A 17619-nucleotide genomic window follows, 5' to 3' on the forward strand; every position below is an offset into this window, starting at 1 on the left:
CAATGCCATCTACTTTAGACCATCAGCCGCCACGCGCTAGCGTCCGGTTATTTGCAATTCCCCAGGAACCGAACGCTAGCGCGTGGCGGCTGATAACAAGCAAAGCAGACAAGCAAACGCGTATGAGCGATCCCGCTGCGACGAATGAACCGGCCGACGAGCCGCTGGCGCCGCCGATTGAACGCCTCGCGCTCGAAGCGGCTCGGCGGGTCTTCGCGGATCACCAGCCAACGGCTCCGCGGGTCCTCGCCTCGAGCACCTCCCGCGGCCAAACGGCGGCGGCGCTGGCCCAAGCGGGTGCCGACGTGACGCTTCTCGAGCTGGAGGATTTTCGTGCTGCCTTGCTCCGCGACTGGCTGGGCGAGGGCAGTCCCGTGCGGCTGGTTTGCGACACCGATCCGCCGGCCGAGCCAAAGTTCGAGCTGGCGATCCTCCCGGTCCGCCGCGACGGTGGTGCGGAGCTCGCCCGCGACCTGTTGCAGGGGTTCATCGCGGCGTTGGAGGAGTCGGGCACGCTGATCGCCGTGGCCGACCACCCGAACGACAGCTGGCTCGGCGATCAACTCCGTGCATTGGCCGACGCGAAAGCGATCCGTCGCTACCAATCGGGAGAAGCCGACGCGGCGAGCGGAGCGACCGCCTACGTCGTGCGGCGATCGGACATTCGGCTCCGCGTTCGAGACTTCTCCTGCGAGTTCGCCTTCCGCGATTCCGGTCGGCTGATCCGCGCGTTCAGCCGACCGGGCGTCTTTTCACACCGCCGCTTGGATCTCGGTGCCCGGCGGCTGATCGACGCGATGCAGATCGCAGCGGGCGACCGCGTGGTCGACATCGGCTGCGGAGCGGGCGTCGTCGCGCTGGCCGCGGCACTGCGTGCGGCCGACGTGCAGGTGACGGCGATCGATAGCGCGACGCGGGCGATCGAGTGCACGCGGCGAGGTGCGAAACTGAACGGACTCGAGGATCGCATCACGGCCATCCTCTCCTCCGACGGCTCGGTCCCCGAGAGCGGCAGCTACGACGTGGCGGTCGCGAATCCTCCCTACTTCGCCCACTTCCGGATCGCCGAACTGTTTCTGCAAGCGGCTCAAACCGCCCTCCGCCCGGGAGGCCAGTTGTGGATCGTCGGCAAGCAGCCCGACTGGTATCAGAGCAACGTGCCGCGCTGGTTCGACCGCGTCAAGCTCGCGCGGACCGGAGGCGGATACTGCATCGCGACCGGCATCCGTCCGAACCTGTGAACAGAGCCTTCAACGGATTCTCCGAAGCCTCGAATCGTGACAGCATCCATGCAGCCCGCCAAACCTGATCGCCCCTTCGCTTGGCTCGAGCGGCGGCTGGACGAAGCGGACCAGCAAGGGATGCGGCGGCGATTGGTTCCGCGTCAGATGGACGGTCCGTATCTGCTGGAAGGAGACCGCAGGCTGGCGAATTTCGGTGCTAACGATTATCTCGGCATCGCAATGGATTCGTCCTCCGCCACTGGCTCAGACGAGCGTGGCGAGACTCCCGCGACATTCGGCAGTGGTGCCGCGGCCAGCCCGCTGGTGTGCGGTTTCACGCCCCTGCATGCGCGGCTCTGCGGTGAGTTAGCCCACCTCGAACAGGTCGAATCGGTGGTCCTCTTTCCGAGCGGGTTCGCCGCTTGCAGTGGAGTCGTGGCGACGCTTCCCGAAGCAGGCGATTTGGTGCTCAGCGACGCTCTGAACCACGCCAGCTTGATCGACGGATGCCGCTTGAGCAAAGCGACTCGGTTCATCTACCCGCACTGCGACCACCGCGCAGTGGGTTCACTGTTAGCCGCGCATCGCAAGCGTTTTGACCGCGTGTTTATCGTCACTGACTCCATCTTCAGCATGGACGGAACTCGAGCTCCGCTGGTCGCGCTGGCGGATCTGGCTGACGAGTACAAGGCGACGCTCATCGTCGACGAGGCGCATGGGACCGGTGTGCTCGGCCACCGCGGCGGCGGCCTTTGCGAGGAACTGGGCGTGGAGGGCCGGATCGCCATCCGGATCGGCACGCTTTCCAAGGCGGTCGGCGCCCAGGGCGGGTTCGTCGCCGGTCCGCAGGTCGTCACCGACTATCTGCTGCAGCGCGCCCGACCGTTGATCTACAGCACCGCCGCGTCGCCAGCGACGATCGCTGCAGCCCTCGACGGTTTGCGGATCATCCGCGAAGAACCCGAACGCCGTCGCCGCGTGTTGGATTTATCCGGCCGTCTGATCGAGGAACTGAACCGGCAGCTTCCGGCGAAGCGGCGAATCGTCGACCACGGCACCCCGATCATTCCCGTCGTGATCGGTGAGGCGAGCAAGACGGTTGAGACGGCCGGGCGACTGGCTGACGCGGGTTTCTATGTGCCTGCGATCCGCCCGCCAACGGTACCACCGAATCAGTCGCGGCTCCGCATCAGCCTCTCCGCCGCGCACACCGACGAGATGCTCACCGAGCTCTGCGAAACGCTGCGAACATTCGGCCTCTGATTTATCGGACGAGGCACGGCCAGGAAGATTCATTCACAGCAGAGCCGCTCGTGGAAGAGTCGTTTAACGGCAAGCCGAAGGCGACTGCTTTTTAAAACACCGTCGCCTTCGGCTTGCCGTTAAACGATTGGGTCAGCCGCGTTACGAGAAAACATTTCCGCCGCCGAGGCACCACAGGGGGGAGTGACGAGCGAATAATAATGCATCGTCAATCGCGCTCGAACTCGGTGACTTTCTTGAACTCGCTCTCCGCAATCCCTTGGGTCGATGTTCTCGACATCCTGATCGTCAGCTTCTTCTTCTATGCTCTACTCTCCTGGCTAAACCGCACTGCGACTCGAGCTGCAGCGCTCGGCGCGATCGCTCTCGGCGTGCTCTACATTCTGGCGCGCCGGCTGGGCATGGTACTGACGACCGAAGTCTTTCATGCCGGAGCCCTGGTGGGGCTGGTCGCCCTGGTGGTCGTGTTCCAGGAAGACGTGCGGCGCGGCTTGCAACGCCTTCCGCTGCAGCTCTCAAAGTTCTTCCGCCGCTTCTCGCGTTCGCCGGAGCGGGAGCGTGAAGAGGTCGAATTGCTGGTCGACGTGGCACTCCGCTTGGCCGCCACCAAGACCGGAGCGCTGCTCGTGCTCGCAGGCAACGAACCGCTGACCGCGCACCTCTCGAGCGGAATTCGCGTCTCAGGGGAGCTAAATAAAGAGCTGCTGCTGAGCATCTTCCATACGGGCTCGCCCGGACACGATGGAGCGGTGGTGGTCGACCAGGGCAGCCTCTGGGAGTTTGCCGCCCATCTGCCGTTGGCTCACCGCCCGCTCGGCGCGGAGATGGGCGGCACGCGCCACCGTGCCGCGGTAGGGCTGGCCGAGCGGTGTGACGCGATGGTGCTGGTCGTCTCGGAAGAGCGGGGCGTGATCAGCGTCGCCGAAGCAGGGGAGATCCACGAAATGGCGTCGGGCGAAGTGCTTCGCGAGCGCCTGCAACAATTTTTCGACTCGCGTTTTCCCCGCGTCTCGGGAAGCCTCTGGAAAGCCCTTACGGCCAACGCGCACCTGAAGGTGTTGTCGGTCGCTTTCTCGATCGCCGCCTGGAGCATTTTGGTCGCCGGACCCGGCACGATCCATCGCACGTTCGTGGTACCGATCGAGTACCGGAACCTGCCCGAATCGCTGGCCATCGACGAGGATGCGCCGAGCGAGGCACGCGTGACTTTGGCGGGCCCGGAGATTGCTTTCCGCTCGCTCGACCCGAGCTTGTTGCTGATCGCGCTCGACGTCTCGCAGGTTCGCCGCGGCTTCAATCAGTTGCTGATCACTGAAAATGATCTACGGCATCCGCCTCAACTCCAAGTCGAGTTCCTCTCGCCGCGAGACATCGTGCTGCTGATCCAGTCCGCTCCCCCTCCCGGCGCCGAGGAAGGGGGGACGGACGGCGAGTCACCGGACCGCGAGAGTTAAGGCGTGATCGCGCGGAAAGCGTTGCGGATCGGCTGGCCCGGCACATACACCCGAGGCTGACCGGCGACGTTCGTCCCGACCACCGCAGGCCGCCCGACGGCCACCGGCGCCAACGGAACCGGAGTCGGAGCCACCGGAACCGAGTAGGCTGCGACGGGTGTCGGCGCGAGCGGCACCACCGGGGCCGGGCGATAGCTGACGACCGGTGGCGCTGTGACGACCGGCCGCGCTGCAACGACTGGTGGCGCTGCAACGACTGGTGGCGCTGTGACGACTGGCCGCGCTGCAACGATCGGTGATGCTGTGACTACAGGCGAGGCTGTGACAACAGGTGATGCTGTGACGAGCGGAGCGCGGTAGCTGGTCACCGGCACCGGAGCCACGACCGGCGTGGAATCGATAACCGGAGCCACGACCGGCGGCGAGTAGACGACGACTTGGGCGTCAGCGGTGAGCGGGGGTGCCAACCACAACCCCGCGAGCAGCATTATCAGATGCGTCGCTTTCATTGCAGTGATCCTCGGAGTGAAGTGACGGTCGACCGGGATGCTGCTCACGGCGTTTCCGCGAGCCCCGACCTGACCGAGAGACGCTTCGAGGATGATGCAAGTGATATACCGCCGCCCGCCGCTAGTAATCTTCCCCGTTGTGGCTGGACACGACGCTTGCGAGCCAAGCCTCCAACTCTTTCCGCATCGCGGCCATTCTTGAGGACTCTTTCGACGCAAGGTCCATCGACTCGTTCGGATCGGCCTCCAGATCGTACAGCTCAAAGCGAGGCTCCGGACGGTTCGCTGGCTGGATTCGGTGGAGCTTCCAAGGTCCCGAGACCCACGCCGCGTGCCCCGGGAAGCCCGGCGGATCGATCGGCTCGATTTCGCCCGCGTCCATCCGCAGCCGCACCGGATCGCTCGGCAACTCGGCCCCAGATTGCTGGGCCGCCAGCAACTCGGCCATCCACTCGGCACTTGGCGTCGAAATCCCGCGGACCGGGTAGCTCCAAAAACCCATCGACCGTTCGGCCAGCGGTCGGCCCTCGATCAGGGGCAGCAGACTAACGCCGTCCAGCGGCCGATCGTCGGGCACTGGGACTCCAGCGATCTCCAGAACGGTCGGAAGGATGTCGGTGCTGTTCAGAGGCGTCGCGTCGTGGCGAGGGGTCGGGATCCTTGCGGGCCATTCGATCATCGCGGGGACCAGCAATCCACCGTTGTAAATGTCTCCTTTCTTGCCTCGAAATCCGCCACTGGAACCGACCCGCGGTAAGGCTCCGTTGTCGCTGGTGTACCAGAGGACCGTGTTCTCGCGGACGCCGAGTTCCTCGAGCCCTTTCCGCAGCTTGCCAAACGCCCGGTCCATCGCCGTCACTTCGCTGTAAAAATTCTGCTTGGCCCGAGGCTGATCGGGGTAGCCGGCGACGTCTTCGGGCAAAGCCACGTGCGGGGCGTGTGGCGAACCGAACCAAACCACCGCCAAGAAGGGTTTACCGCTCGCCTGCGATTGTTCGATGAACTCGAGCGAAAGGTCGACGACGACCTCCGAGCTCTCACCCTGCGTCTGGACCGCCTTCCCCCCATCGCTGAGGATCGCATCGTTCTCGAAGAAGTTCGGCGCGGAGATCCAGCGGTCAAATCCGCTTGCTCCCGGATTCACCGGGCTCCCCTCGCGGACCGAACCGAGGTGCCATTTGCCAAAATGTCCGGTCACGTAACCGGCTTCCCGCAACGCCTCGGCGACCGTGATCTCCTGAGGACGCAGCGAGTGGCCCCACGAAAAACATCCGAACCGGTTCGGGTGGCGACCGGTCAGCACCGCACCACGCGTCGGTGAGCAGACCGGGGCGGCGGCATAGAAGCGATCGAGCCGCAACGCCTCCCGCGCCATCGCATCGAAGTGCGGCGTCTTCAACACCGGGTGACCGTTGTAAGCCATGTCACCCCAGCCCTGATCGTCGGCCATCACCAACACGATGTTGGGAGGACGATCCTCAGCCGCAACATCCGCAGCGAACGGACAGAAAGCCAAGAGTAGCAACACGAAGATACGGATCATGGGAAAAACTTATAACGAGCAGGAAATCTCAAATGTCAGTACTCAGAAATCTTTAAACGGCCCTCTCGGCTCGGCGGCAACCATCTCCGCTTGCCAGCGAGCGTGGGCGGCTTTGAGCTGCTGCAACTTCTCGGGGTGTTTTTTCGAGAGGTCGTTTCGCTCGCCGATATCCTCGGCCAGATTGAACAGCCCTCGACCGCGGGCCGAATCGACCCACTTCCAATCACCCACGCGAGCTGCCATGTCGCCGCGTCGTTGCCAGTACATCTCGGTCCGCGGGCTCGCCGTTTTTCCCGCGAGCGTGGGGAGCATGTCGTAGCCATCAAGGATAATTTCCTCGGCGGGTCGATCCGTCGCTGGCTCAGTCGTGGGAGCGGGGAGCCCCGCCGCTGCCAACAGCGTGGGAAGCACCTCGAGGCTGGTCAAAAATTCGTCGCAGGTCGTGTCGGCGGGGATTTGCTTGGGATAGCGAACGATGGCTGGAACACGGATTCCCCCTTCGAACATCCACGACTTCTTTCCTCGCAGCGGACCGTTGTCGCTGCTGCCACTACCGCCGTTATCGGAGAAGAAGATCACGATCGTGTTGTCCGCAATCCCGTACTCCTCCAATTGGTCGAGCACTTTCCCGATCGCGGCATCCATCGCCGTGACAGCTGCCAAGTACTCGAGGCGGCGGCTCGCTGCATTACGAACTGTCGCCGGTTCGCCATACCGCTTGGCCTGGGTCGTGCCGGCTTTTGCCTGCAGCTCTGGATAGAAAGCCTTCGCCTCCTCCGGTCCCTGGGCTCCGGAGCGGATCAGCGGGTCGAGGCTCGACGCACCGTGCGGCGCGTTGAAGGGCAAATACAAAAAGAATGGCGAATCGTGGTGCTCGTCCACAAACCGCGTCGCTTCGCGGAGGAATAACTCGGTGCAGTAGGTACCTTTGTCCTCTTCGGTCGGCTCATTGTCACGATACATCGATGGCACCCCGTAGCGCTCGTGGGTGTAGTAATCGATCCCCGTGTTGCAGAATCCATAGAAGTCATCAAAGCCGCGCTGCAGTGGGAGATAGCGGTGGTGGACGCCGAGATCCCACTTTCCGTAAATCCCGCTCGTGTACCCCGCTGCCTTGAGCATCTCCGGGAGGAGAACTTCGCGGGTGTCCATCCCGCCGATGCGTTCGAAGGTGACGGCGTATTCTTCGGGCGAGTAGCGATGGCCGTAGTCCGGGGCTTCGTTGCGGATCATGTCGTAGATCCCGTTTCGCTGCGGATACCGCCCGGTCAGCAAACTGCCGCGGCTCGGGGTGCAGGCGGGCCACGAGACATAGAAATTCGTCAGCCGCACCCCTGCGCTCGCCAGACGGTCCAGGTGCGGGGTGATCGCTTCGTCGCTGCCGAAACAGCCGAGGTCCGCGTACCCTTGGTCATCCGAAACGATCAGCACGATGTTCGGCGGCGGGGCCGTATCCGATCGCGAGGGCGCCGCCGCTGCCGCCGGCGAAACGAACGGGCCTGCGAGTGCAACACCGAGCAGAAGCCACGGAAAACGGAGGGGGGAAGGGTCCATGGAGAGATCGAAGCCGGTTGAGGGGAGGCGGGAGGTCGAGCGGGAGAAGTGCGGCGACGGCAGGGGCATCCCGCGAAGGAGAGAGCCGTGGCCGATGCAGCGGTCCACTTTAGCTGACATCGCCCAGCCTTGCAGGCGGTGGCTTCAGCCGAAGGCGACGTCGAGGACCATCATGCAGACGAAACCGCCGAGCAGGCACCGCTCAAGGCGTTTCGAGATCGGACTCTGGGGGCCCGTACAACCGACAACCCTCCGCGTCGAAGCGTCCGCCGTGCACCGGACAGTCCCACGTCTGCTCGACCGGGTTCCAGCGGACGACGCCTCCCATGTGGGTACAGATCGGACTGCGACGATGCAGCCGCCCGTCGGCCGTTCGGCAGACGGCGGTGTGGACTCCATCGATCATCCCCACGCAGCCTTCACCGGCGGCCAGCGAGTCTGGATCGACCTCGTCGGCCGGCAGGACGCGTTCGGCATAGTCAGCAACGCCGGGCAGTTGTTCCATCGCCATCGTGGCGGGATGCTTGGATCCGAATCGTCGAGGCGAGAGCCGCTCTTCCAGCGGAGTTTTCGAGCCATGGATCTGCGCGGCAATCAATCGCGCGGCTGCCGTCCCCCACGTCAGCCCCACGCCGCTGAACCCGGTCGCCAACCAAACATTCTCGCTCGTCGCATCGCGTCCGATCAGCGGCAGCCCGTCGGTGGGCTCAAAGAACTCAGCACTCCAACTGCAAATAATTTCGCGGACATCAAACCGGCTGCGGGCATACTGCTCGAGATCGGCCACCGCCTGCCGCTCGTCACCCGCTCCGGTATGGTGATCACAACCGCCAATCAAATAGATATCCTCGGCGCTGCTCGAGGCACGGCGGATATAGTGATAAGGTTGATCGTTATCCCAGTAGAGCGCATCGGGCAGCCGATTTCCCAACCGGGCAGCCAACACATAAGACTGGTAAGGCGGAATCATCATATAGACGCGAAGCGAGGCGGTGTATCCCGAATGGACGGCGATCACCGCCTGCTCAAACTCGATCCGGCCGCCTCCAGCGGACAACTCCGGCTCATGCTTTTCCGTCGGGCATTGGACTTTGGTGTGTTCGAAAATCTTTCCACCCGCGTCCACGACGAGGTCGGCTAGTCGCTCCAGATAACGCCCGCAGTGGAACCGCGCCATGCCTTGGATCGTGAAGCCACAGGCCGCGTGCTCGAGCGGAATCGAGTTGCTCCAGGTTGCCGCAAGCCCGAGGTCCGCTGCCGCGTCACAATCGTCGCGAAGTGATTCCTCATCGCGGCGCCGCTCGCTGTACTGGTAGGTGGGAATGCGAACGAAGTCACAATTGGCGTCGCTCCGCTGCTCGATCGCATCGATTGCCTTGAGCCGCAGATCGACCACTTGCCGGGCATCTTCGAGCCCGACGTCTTTGATCAACTTCCGCGCCCCCTGCTCGGGGACCGCATCGAGATGCCCCGTGCTTCCGGCGGTCGTTCCCGCGCCGATCACCGACGCCTCGCACACGGTTACCTGGTATCCCCGCTGGAGCAACTCGAGCGCGGTCGACAGCCCCGTGATGCCTGCTCCGACCACGGCGATCTGCGTCTTATGGACGCCCTCGAGCGTGGGGAAGCGGCCGCCCGCGGTGCCACCGCGATTCCAATAGGAGCTGGGTGCAAGGAGTGCGTGGTTCACAGGGGTGCCTCTCTAAACGGAACGACCGGGAGTGGCGGGGCGGACGTCAGATCCCCGCTCGCTCCCGGTCGTGCAACGAGCGTGCCGCCCGCACCGAAAGAGGGGCGGCTGGCACACCGGCTTTCCGCGGCCGCTCAGAGCGTTGTCGTCGGCGCGTGGCGATGGCTGTGGGGAATGCGAGCTGGCGTCGTTTCCGTCATCAGCGCCGCTCCGATCTCCAAAATCCCGAACACCACGTGCGGAATCCAAACGTACTCGGCAAACCCAAACAGCCACGGCGAGACGATCAGCACGAGTCCCGCGATGAAGTCGATCATCAAGTGCGTCTTCATGCTGATCGCCGCGACGGCTCCCAGCTCATAGGCGGTCAGCAAGCTGTAGACGATCGTCCCCGCTCCCAAAATCACCGGCACCCAGGTCTCCGCCCCTCCCTCCGCAAATCCAAATAACCACGGTGAGGCGATTAAAAGAATCGCTACCAGGTAATCGAGCGCTCCATGCACCTTCGTCGAAATGAATCTCATCGCTCGCCCCTTGAGTGAACGTGACAGCGGCCTTCCCTGATCATGCCTCAGCAGGAGGCGGCCAAAGTGGAAGAAAGAAGATGGCTCACAGGCGGCATGACGAAGGCTGGAACAGTGCAAACCTTATTCCTCGTCCACCGCCGCTGCCGCTTCGGTGCGGTTGAGAAACAGCCGGAGATTGTGCGTCGCGCGACCTCCGGCCAGGATGTCGTTCCGCCCGTCGCCATCGAAGTCGGCGATCACCAGATCCTCGCAAGCCACGCTGCCGATATCGATCTTTGTCTTTGTCCAACTTCCGTCGCTCTGCCGATCGTAAATCTGCAGGCCGACCGGAACCGCGGACTCTCCCTCTCCCGACTCGCGATGGCCGGCGACGATCTCGTCATCGCCGTCGCCGTCGAAGTCCGCGCAACCGAGCGCATGGCCGCCGCGGAGGGTATCGTCGATCGGCTGCCGGAAGACAAAGGTGGTTGTGGAGCCGGTCGAGCGAGGCGTCGAGGACAGTCAGAGCCCAGCGATCGGTCCGCGGGTTCGCCGGGAGCTCAAAAGCCAACAAGCGGACTCCCGGCGCGCGGGTCGCATTCAGCGGCGAAACGACCAACTGCGGCTTGCCCGTCCCCAGCACGTCGCCGATTCGCATCCGATGGACCCATGGCTCTGCGCCGATCTTGTAGATCTCCCAGGGCTCCTCGAGCGATTCGCCGCGTGATGCCCACTGGATCGTTCCCCCACTGCGCGGCCAGCCGGCGCCAAGCACGATGTCGATCTGTCCGTCACCATCGACATCGTGCGGAACGATGCAGACGTTATCGGGCTGGGTGCCGCCGTCGAGCAGGACCCTTTTCTTCCAGTTCGGCGCCTGGTACCAGAAGACGCGGTCCTCGGTCACCGCGATCATGTCCTCCCGCCCGTCACCATCCACGTCCGCGGCGGCGACGGCATAAACGACCTTGCCCGGACTAGGGTCGATCGTCTTTGCTTCAAAGAGAAAATCGACCGCTCCACCCGGCGTCGAGATCCCCATCGCTGCGGCGAACAGCGCGACTCCCAGGAAGCGGGGCACCCACCCGAAGCAACAGGGCGAATTCCAATCGGCACGCGAGGACACGGCATTTACCTCAGGTTGGAAGAAACGGAGCCAGCAAGTTCTCCCTCAGGATAGCCACCGTCTACAATTGCCGCTCGACGACTATCCTGCCAGCATCGACTATCCTGCCGGCATCGAGATCCTGACGGCACTGAGTTTCCACCTTTCCTCTCGGAGTCCCCTCCCATGTCCCTCGTCCGCTCCTTCACGACCTGCCTGACCGCGCTCGGTTTGTGGGTTGCCGCCGTGCCGCTGGCCCGAGCCGCCGACGCCCCCCAGCCTCCGGGCAAGGAGTGGAAAGTTCTGTTCAACGGCGAGAACCTCGACGGCTGGAAAATCCGCAGCGGCAAAGCGAAGTACCGGGTCGAAGACGGTGCCATCGTGGGGACCACCGTCGCGGGCAGCCCCAACACGTTCTTGATCAGCGACGAAGAGTTCGCCGACTTTGAGCTCCGCTTTGAAGTCCTGCTCGACGACAACGAGCTGAACTCGGGCGTTCAAATCCGCTCCAAAGTGCGAGACGGCGAATACCAAGGCCGCGTCTACGGACCGCAAGTCGAAATCGAGGCAAGCCCGGGGCAAGCGGGCTACATCTATGGCGAAGCAGCCGGAGGTTGGCAGTCGCCCGAGCCCACCTCCGACGACCCAAAGATCAACCAGCACAGCCACTTCAAGAACCAACAGTGGAACGAGTTCCGCGTCCGCGCCGTGGGCCGCAAGATCGAGACCTGGATTAACGGACACCAAATCGCGGATCTGACTTACGACCAAGCTCGCTATGACGACAACCCGCGGGGAGTTATCGGCCTGCAGGTGCACGGAGTGGGCGACCGGGGGCCGTACGAAGTCCGCTGGCGGAACCTCTTCATCAAGCCGCTCGAGGGCGAGGCCGCAGAACGTTAGCCGCGGCCCCGGCCGCGATCGCCGCCCCCACGGCCGCCCCGATCACCGCCGACCCGATTGCCGCCACCACGGTTGGCGTCCCCTCCGCCGAAGCCGCGTCCGCGTGACTCGGCTCGGCCGGAATTGCCCGAGCCGAAACTCCGCCGCATGCCGCCGAACCCGCTCCGGGAACTGCCCTCGAATCCGCCCCCAGGGCTGATCGAGCGGGGGCTACTCGAGCGGGGGCTGCCCATCGTCGGGCCGCGCTGCATGCGGCTGTTGAACCCACCGGAGCGATCGCCGTCCGAGCGTCCCGGAAAGCCGCGCTCGATGCTTGGCCTCAGGTTCAACCCTTGCTCGAGCGGACTGCCGCTGCGAATTCCGCCACTCGGCCCTCGCGATTCGCCGCCCGGGATGCGAATGTTACCCCCCGCGCCTCGCGGATCGCGGCCAGGAACTCGCAGACCGCTTCCAGATCGTAGCGAATCGGCACCGGGAATCCCCGGTCCAGCGCCGCGACGCAGCACATCGCCCCCCGGACGCAGCACATCGCCCCCCGGACGTAGCGCATCGCTGCCTGGCGCCCGGAGACTGCTGCCAGGCCGCCGCGAATCGCGACCTGGAATTTCCAGGCTGCGGTTGGGCCGCTGAAAGTCGCTACCGGGACGCCGCGGGTCGCTCTCGGACCGGCGGGAGTCCAAGCCGGGCGTGGGGCGATTGCCACCGGGAGCGATCATCCCGCTCCCCGGCCGCCGGGAGTCAATCTCCGGTCGAAGGCCCTCGCTCCCACGTCCAGGCCCCCGTTCCAGCCCCCGTCCCGGCCGCTCGCCGATGCCTCGATCGAGGCCACGCCCCGAATCAGGACCCCGCCTTCCGTCGAGTCCACGGTCTCCGCCAGGCCCACGGTCTCCGCCAGGCCCACGGTCTTCGCGCGTGACTCGGTCACCGTCGAGGCTGGGGCGGCCCAGGCGATACGATTCGGGCAGCCGAAAGTTGGCCCGGCTCCGGTTGCGGCGATCGTCATCGCGGTCCGCGATGTCTGGACGTACCCGGCCGTCGCCCGAATCCCGTCCGGGCCGCAGATCGTCCCGATCCTGGCGTTGCCGCAAGTCGGCGATCGAGCGAATCTCCCGCGACAGATTCTCGTAGCGCTGACGCTGACTCGGCTCCACCCGCGTGTACCGTGAATCGCGATCGCGCACCAAGCGGTCCATCGATGTGATCAGTTCGAGCTGACCATCTCCCGTCGGTGATGCGATCCCCGATGCGAGGCTCGCGCGTTCCCGCGGCTTGTAATACCGTCGTCCGCGATCATGATCTCGATCGCGATCGCGATGGTGGTGATCATGGTGGTGGTGATGCCGCTCATAGCGCCGCTTCCACATATGCATGCGGTCGTAAAAGTCGACGCCATGCCGGGCATATTTCCATCGATAGTAGCTGACCGCTGGGCTGTAATAGCTCCTTCCACCAAGCGGCAAGTACCAGGGCTGGAAGCCGAGCCCATAATAGTACGGGGAGTAGTAGTCGCCGTAGTAGTACATCCCGTAGCTGGGCCGGATGAATAGATTCACTAGCAGCGAGGCCGTGTTTCCCAAGGCATAGTAGGGACGATAATAGTAGGTGGGACTGAGATAGACCGGCCGGCGAAAAACTACCGACGCATAGACTAAACCTCGGTCGCCCGGTTCATAATCCCAGTATCCATCCACATACACATAACCAAATGCCGTGGGAACATAGTGGGCAGGGACCCAGACCCAACCGCTGTGAATTGGGGACCAGAAACCAGGCCGCCACGTGTAATCCTGTTGGGCGTACTGCCAGCAGCCGGGGATCCAGAAGTAATCCTCCGATGGCGGGTCGATGTTGGGACCCACTTCGAGCGTCTCGGGAGGCGCCGGAAGGTAAGCGACTTCTTCCTGCGTCTCGGAGACCCAGAACCCCGATTGCCACTGATACCCGGCGTCGACTTCGTGCCAGTACCCGGGAGTCCAGCGGCGGCCGGGTGGGACGTCGCGCCACAGTCCGCTGACGTAGACGTATTCCGCTTCCTGATCATCCCAACTCCAGTAGCCGGGAATCCAAATCACATTATTCCCCGTCGGCCGCGACTCGGGGGGCTGCTCCTGAACGGGCGGCGGAGGCGCCTCAGGGGCCACTAAAACCGCTTCGGTATCAAGCCCCGTCGGGTGAGCGAACGCTTCATGGATCGGCCCCCGCGCCAAAACCTCGTAATCCTCGTTCGCTGGCAGATTGTTCCCAGGCAGACCGCCATCCAACCCCGGTCCGTTGAGCTGAGGAGCGCCGGGCCGAGGATCGGCGACTTGAGGCAGGGGCAACGTTTCAGTCGTCTGAGCTGCTGAATGACTTGCATTCCAAGCGGCCAGACAGAGGAGGCCGGCGAAGGCACTCAGAGTACGGCGCGATCGCGGTTGAAAAAATGACGTGGTCATGACGCTCTCCCCTCGCTCGAGCGGCGCGCACATCGCTGGGCGCGGCTGCGGCCTCAACGAACATGCCCGCCAACCCGGCAAGCCTGCCAGCCGGAATAAGATGGATGTCCGGATGAACAATCTGGCAAACAGTGTGCCGCATCTGCACACTCGTACTCTGATCCGCTGCTTACCCGGCAAAATGCGAGTAAAACAGCCTCTCGAAACCACTTCGCGGCGGCGCGGAGGCCGCCGCGGTGCTATCGGAGTGACGACAGAAGTGTCGCAAAAGAGATACGACCGGGAATCACCGTTCTACAGCGGCCGAGATTGCGGCGGGGTGATTATTGGGAGGCCACTTCCAAGCGGTTGTCGACCCGGCTGACCCCCGGCTCGAGCATCACGGCGAGCCGCGCCATCCGCCGGTCTTCTTCGCTAGCGACGCGTCCAGTGAGGATCGCCGTGCGGCCGTCCATCTGAAGACTGACGCTGCCAAACCGCGGATTGCCGTAGAGGGTGGCCAGCCGGCGAGTGACGGTGGCGTCCACCGTCCGCGGCGGCAACGGTTCGACCTCGACCTGCGAGCTCAGGCGGGTGCGGACAGTGCGTTGCTGCTGGTTGGCCCCGCCAAACTGCCCGCCGCCGAAGGGATTCATGCCGCCAAAGCCTCCGAGGCCGCCGAAGCCCCCCATGCCGCCGAATCCACCGAGGCCTCCGAACCCCCCGGCTCCTCGTCCTGCCCCGGCCGTTTCGGGAGCATTCCCGATGCCCCGCTCCTCCGGAGCCCCGTTCCGCTGAACGCCGTCGGCAAAGATCTCATCGGCCGAAGCCATCCCGTCGCTCCCCCCGGAGCCGCCGCCGCTGGTCCCCCCACCTCCGCTCCCGCCGCCTCCATTGCCGCCACCGCCATTCTCGCCCCGTCCTCCCCCTGCCTCGCCACCGTTGCCGTTCCCGCCGCGGCCGGGAATCTGCTGGGCGGAAGCGGGAACAGCGGTCACAAGGATCACCGCGGCGGTGCCGAAAAGGGCGAGGAAACGCAGGCGAGGAAGAGACCGAGACATATTCTTTTCACCTTGAGAGAGCCGTCTGTAACTTTCAGCTTGCTCACCGGGTACGATCAGCAACCACCACATCACTATCCTATCGTAGACCTTCATCGACCGTTCGGCTTTTCCAGCCACATTGAAATGGCTGCTCTGTATTAGAACCCTTGCTCCTCCCCCTAGGTCTCGCCATGCCTCGAAAAATCCTCGGTTTGCTGCTCCTCGCCGCGGTGGGTGTGATTCTCGGGAGCCAGCCGGCGGCGGCGCAGCGGCCGGCAGCCCCGCGGCTGTTTCCCGAGAAGACGCTGGCCTACGTTCGGGTCGAAGACAGCAATGCGCTGCGGGAGAGTTTTGGCAAATCCAGCCTTGGGCGGATGCTTCAGGACGAGCAGTTGCGGCCCTTGATTGGCGATTTGTACAGCGGTGGAGCAACGCTGTTTGAGCAGATCAGCGAGCACGTCGGCGTTTCGCTCGACGAGTTGCTGAGCATTCCGCAGGGAGAATTGGCCCTGGCGGTCGTCCCGCTGGAGGCTCCGGAAGTCGCCCCGGAGACGGGGCCGAAAGACGACTCCCCCGAGGCGGTCCGCGCCCGCATCGAAGCGCGGCGCAACCGCAACCCGCTGGGCGTGATCGCCTTGATTGAATCGGACGACAAGACGCCGCTGCTGATGCGGATGCTCGAACGGCTCGAGATGGCGCTACTCGATGACGGCTTTCAACGCGACGAACAGACGATCCAGGGAGCCGACGTGACCACGTTCACCCGGGAGCGTCGGTTGCCGCTAGCGTTTGCCGAGCGAGAAGGAACGGTCATCATCGCCCTCGGTCCGAACCTGGTTCCCGACCTGCTCGATCGCTGGACGGGATCGACAAACAGCGGCACACTCGCCCAGAACACCGATTTCGGGAACGTGATGAGCCACTGCGTGGGAGCCGAAGCCTCGCGGCCGCAGATTACCTTCTACGCCGACCCTTACCACTTAGCCGAGCGGATCGTGACCGCTTCGGGCGGCCCAGCCGCAATGGGCTGGTCGATCCTGCAGAGCCTGCAGTTCGAGAAGCTCAAGGGCATCGGCGGCAGCATGTTCATGGGAGGGGACGAGGGCTTTGAAACCATCACCCACTTCCACCTCCTGCTCGATTCACCGCGTGACGGAATGTTGTCCGTCGTCCGCCCGAAAGAAGGACCAATCCAGCCCGAAGATTGGGTCCCGGCGGACATCGTCAGCTACACCACGCTCCACTGGGATATCCTCAAAGCCTACGAAGGCGTCGACCGCATCGTCTCCCGTTTCCAGGGCGACGATGCCATGGAGCGTCTGGTCGAGGCTCGGCTCAAAGAGCGGACCGGTGTCGATCTGCGGGCGGACATTCTCGAGCAGTTGACCGGCCGCATCAGTATCATCCGCTGGTCCGAGCCGCCAGCCCGCCTGAATAGTCAGACGCAGTCGTGGGCGATTCAGGTCAAGGACATCGCAGCCGCCCAACAGACAGTGGAGCAGCTGACAGTTGCTTTTGGCAATCGGCTGAAGAAAGATCGATTCGGCGGATCCACGATCTTCGTTTCCAACAGCGGCTCGCAGCCGAGCGCGCCGGCGGGGATTCGCCGCCCGGAACTGACGCTGGCACTCCTCGACGACTACATCGTTGTCAGCGACAGCCGCGGGGCGATCGAGCATTTAATTCAAACGCGCGGCGGCGGAGCTAGCCGACTCTCCCAATCACCCGACTACGCGTTGATCGCCGCCGAGGCCAGCGGGAAACTCGATAGCCAAACCCCTTTTCTGTTTTCCTACCTCCGCAGCGAGGAGATCTTTCGCCAGATCTACGATTTGGCCAAAGAGCCGCGAAGCCGCGAGTTTTTGCGGCGCGTAGGCAACGACAATCCGGCCGCAAAAATGCTGCTCGATGCCTTGGAGCGAAATGAGCTGCCGGCGTTTTCGGCCTTCTCCAAATACTTTGCTCCGAGCGGAGCGATCGCCTACGACGACCCCACCGGCCTGCACTACACCGCGTTTACGCTCAAACCGATCGAGTAAATACCATTCCCCGGAATGCCGGACGCGATAAGGATTCAGCAGCCAGCAAGCTGGGAGGACAACCACGGATGACACGAATTAAACGAATGGTGGCCACGGAAGGACACGAAAAGGGGAAGAACCGCGGATAGCGCAGAGAACGCGGATGAGAGGGGAGTTTGGAAGCCAAAAAATCTGCGTTATCTGTGGGATCCGTGGTTCAACTCCCCACTTTCCCTTCGTGTCCTTCGTGGTTTCCCGGACTTTATAAAGACCGTGGGCTCACGTGCGTTGATTCCACTAGCTGGACAGCGCCACTTTCTTACGCTGAATTGCCATAAAGTCAGCAGTGCCCAGCAGTTGGCTACCAAGTCGTTTAACGGCAAGCCGAAGG

At 63.8% G+C, this 17619-nt stretch carries 14 protein-coding genes and 1 pseudogene; 5 read left to right on the top strand and 10 right to left on the bottom strand.

Translation table 11 applies throughout. The annotated features are described in order from the left end of the window. Positions 1-122: 122 nt before the first annotated feature. The 3 genes from GNK13_RS14465 (at position 123) to GNK13_RS14475 (ending at position 3940) form a co-directional block, all read left to right on the top strand. Positions 123-1241: a class I SAM-dependent methyltransferase gene (locus GNK13_RS14465; RefSeq protein WP_164103266.1), complete on the top strand. Its 1119-nt coding sequence runs from the start codon at positions 123-125 to the stop codon at positions 1239-1241. A 36-nt stretch (positions 1242-1277) separates the two neighbouring features. Next, positions 1278-2486, top strand: coding sequence for an aminotransferase class I/II-fold pyridoxal phosphate-dependent enzyme (locus tag GNK13_RS14470; protein ID WP_235935176.1), 1209 nt, complete (start codon positions 1278-1280; stop codon positions 2484-2486). A gap of 200 nt (positions 2487-2686) precedes the next feature. Then, entirely contained in the window at positions 2687-3940 is a 1254-nt protein-coding gene (locus tag GNK13_RS14475) for a diadenylate cyclase (RefSeq protein ID WP_164103267.1), read from the top strand. On the opposite strand, the gene GNK13_RS14480 is transcribed toward GNK13_RS14475, so the two are convergent. The 8 genes and pseudogenes from GNK13_RS14480 to GNK13_RS14510 all read right to left on the bottom strand — a co-directional run bounded on the left by GNK13_RS14480 (position 3937) and on the right by GNK13_RS14510 (position 10868). After that, entirely contained in the window at positions 3937-4449 is a 513-nt protein-coding gene (locus GNK13_RS14480) for a hypothetical protein (protein ID WP_164103268.1), read from the bottom strand. The two genes, GNK13_RS14475 and GNK13_RS14480, sit on opposite strands and share 4 nt — an antisense overlap. A gap of 121 nt (positions 4450-4570) precedes the next feature. Then, positions 4571-5992 (bottom strand): sulfatase family protein, encoded by a 1422-nt coding sequence (locus tag GNK13_RS14485; RefSeq protein WP_164103269.1) that lies wholly within the window; start codon positions 5990-5992, stop codon positions 4571-4573. Between the two features lie 42 nt (positions 5993-6034). Further along, positions 6035-7546, bottom strand: coding sequence for a sulfatase-like hydrolase/transferase (locus GNK13_RS14490; protein ID WP_164103270.1), 1512 nt, complete (start codon positions 7544-7546; stop codon positions 6035-6037). Positions 7547-7748: 202 nt separating this feature from the next. Beyond that, positions 7749-9236, bottom strand: a complete 1488-nt coding sequence (locus GNK13_RS14495) for an FAD-dependent oxidoreductase (RefSeq protein WP_164103271.1) — start codon at positions 9234-9236, stop codon at positions 7749-7751. 134 nt (positions 9237-9370) lie between these two features. Further along, the gene (locus tag GNK13_RS14500; RefSeq protein ID WP_164103272.1) at positions 9371-9760 is read right to left on the bottom strand and encodes an SPW repeat domain-containing protein; all 390 of its coding nucleotides are present in this window, start codon (positions 9758-9760) and stop codon (positions 9371-9373) included. Between the two features lie 123 nt (positions 9761-9883). Beyond that, complete coding sequence (locus GNK13_RS21515) at positions 9884-10021, bottom strand: hypothetical protein (protein ID WP_203329069.1); 138 nt, start codon at positions 10019-10021, stop codon at positions 9884-9886. Beyond that, positions 10022-10207, bottom strand: a pseudogene (locus GNK13_RS22095) (hypothetical protein); the annotation flags it as partial. Beyond that, positions 10143-10868: an FG-GAP repeat domain-containing protein gene (locus GNK13_RS14510; RefSeq protein WP_164103273.1), complete on the bottom strand. Its 726-nt coding sequence runs from the start codon at positions 10866-10868 to the stop codon at positions 10143-10145. The pseudogene GNK13_RS22095 and the gene GNK13_RS14510, both read right to left, overlap by 65 nt. A 165-nt stretch (positions 10869-11033) precedes the next feature. Between GNK13_RS14510 and GNK13_RS14515 the strand changes: the two genes are divergently transcribed. Continuing rightward, positions 11034-11750 (top strand): 3-keto-disaccharide hydrolase, encoded by a 717-nt coding sequence (locus GNK13_RS14515; RefSeq protein ID WP_164103274.1) that lies wholly within the window; start codon positions 11034-11036, stop codon positions 11748-11750. Here GNK13_RS14515 and GNK13_RS14520 read toward each other — a convergent pair. Beyond that, positions 11747-14071 carry a YXWGXW repeat-containing protein gene (locus GNK13_RS14520; RefSeq protein ID WP_164103275.1) on the bottom strand — a complete coding sequence of 775 codons (2325 nt, stop codon included), beginning with the start codon at positions 14069-14071 and terminating at the stop codon, positions 11747-11749. The genes GNK13_RS14515 and GNK13_RS14520 overlap by 4 nt on opposite strands. Positions 14072-14508: 437 nt before the next feature. Then, positions 14509-15225: a BON domain-containing protein gene (locus GNK13_RS14525; protein ID WP_164103276.1), complete on the bottom strand. Its 717-nt coding sequence runs from the start codon at positions 15223-15225 to the stop codon at positions 14509-14511. A 173-nt stretch (positions 15226-15398) separates the two neighbouring features. Here GNK13_RS14525 and GNK13_RS14530 point away from each other — a divergent pair, with 173 nt between their 5' ends. Then, positions 15399-17246 (top strand): hypothetical protein, encoded by a 1848-nt coding sequence (locus GNK13_RS14530; protein WP_164103277.1) that lies wholly within the window; start codon positions 15399-15401, stop codon positions 17244-17246. The last annotated feature ends 373 nt before the right edge of the window (positions 17247-17619 follow it).

This window comes from Candidatus Laterigemmans baculatus (assembly GCF_010367455.1).
GTDB lineage: Bacteria > Planctomycetota > Planctomycetia > Pirellulales > Pirellulaceae > Laterigemmans > Laterigemmans baculatus.

Coding starts and splice junctions, on each gene's coding strand:
- GNK13_RS14465 (WP_164103266.1), top strand. CDS start 123: ATGAGCGATCCCGCTGCGACGAATGAACCGGCCGACGAGCCGCTGGCG.
- GNK13_RS14475 (WP_164103267.1), top strand. CDS start 2,687: ATGCATCGTCAATCGCGCTCGAACTCGGTGACTTTCTTGAACTCGCTC.
- GNK13_RS14480 (WP_164103268.1), bottom strand. CDS start 4,449: ATGAAAGCGACGCATCTGATAATGCTGCTCGCGGGGTTGTGGTTGGCA.
- GNK13_RS14485 (WP_164103269.1), bottom strand. CDS start 5,992: ATGATCCGTATCTTCGTGTTGCTACTCTTGGCTTTCTGTCCGTTCGCT.
- GNK13_RS14490 (WP_164103270.1), bottom strand. CDS start 7,546: ATGGACCCTTCCCCCCTCCGTTTTCCGTGGCTTCTGCTCGGTGTTGCA.
- GNK13_RS14500 (WP_164103272.1), bottom strand. CDS start 9,760: ATGAGATTCATTTCGACGAAGGTGCATGGAGCGCTCGATTACCTGGTA.
- GNK13_RS14515 (WP_164103274.1), top strand. CDS start 11,034: ATGTCCCTCGTCCGCTCCTTCACGACCTGCCTGACCGCGCTCGGTTTG.
- GNK13_RS14525 (WP_164103276.1), bottom strand. CDS start 15,225: ATGTCTCGGTCTCTTCCTCGCCTGCGTTTCCTCGCCCTTTTCGGCACC.
- GNK13_RS14530 (WP_164103277.1), top strand. CDS start 15,399: ATGCCTCGAAAAATCCTCGGTTTGCTGCTCCTCGCCGCGGTGGGTGTG.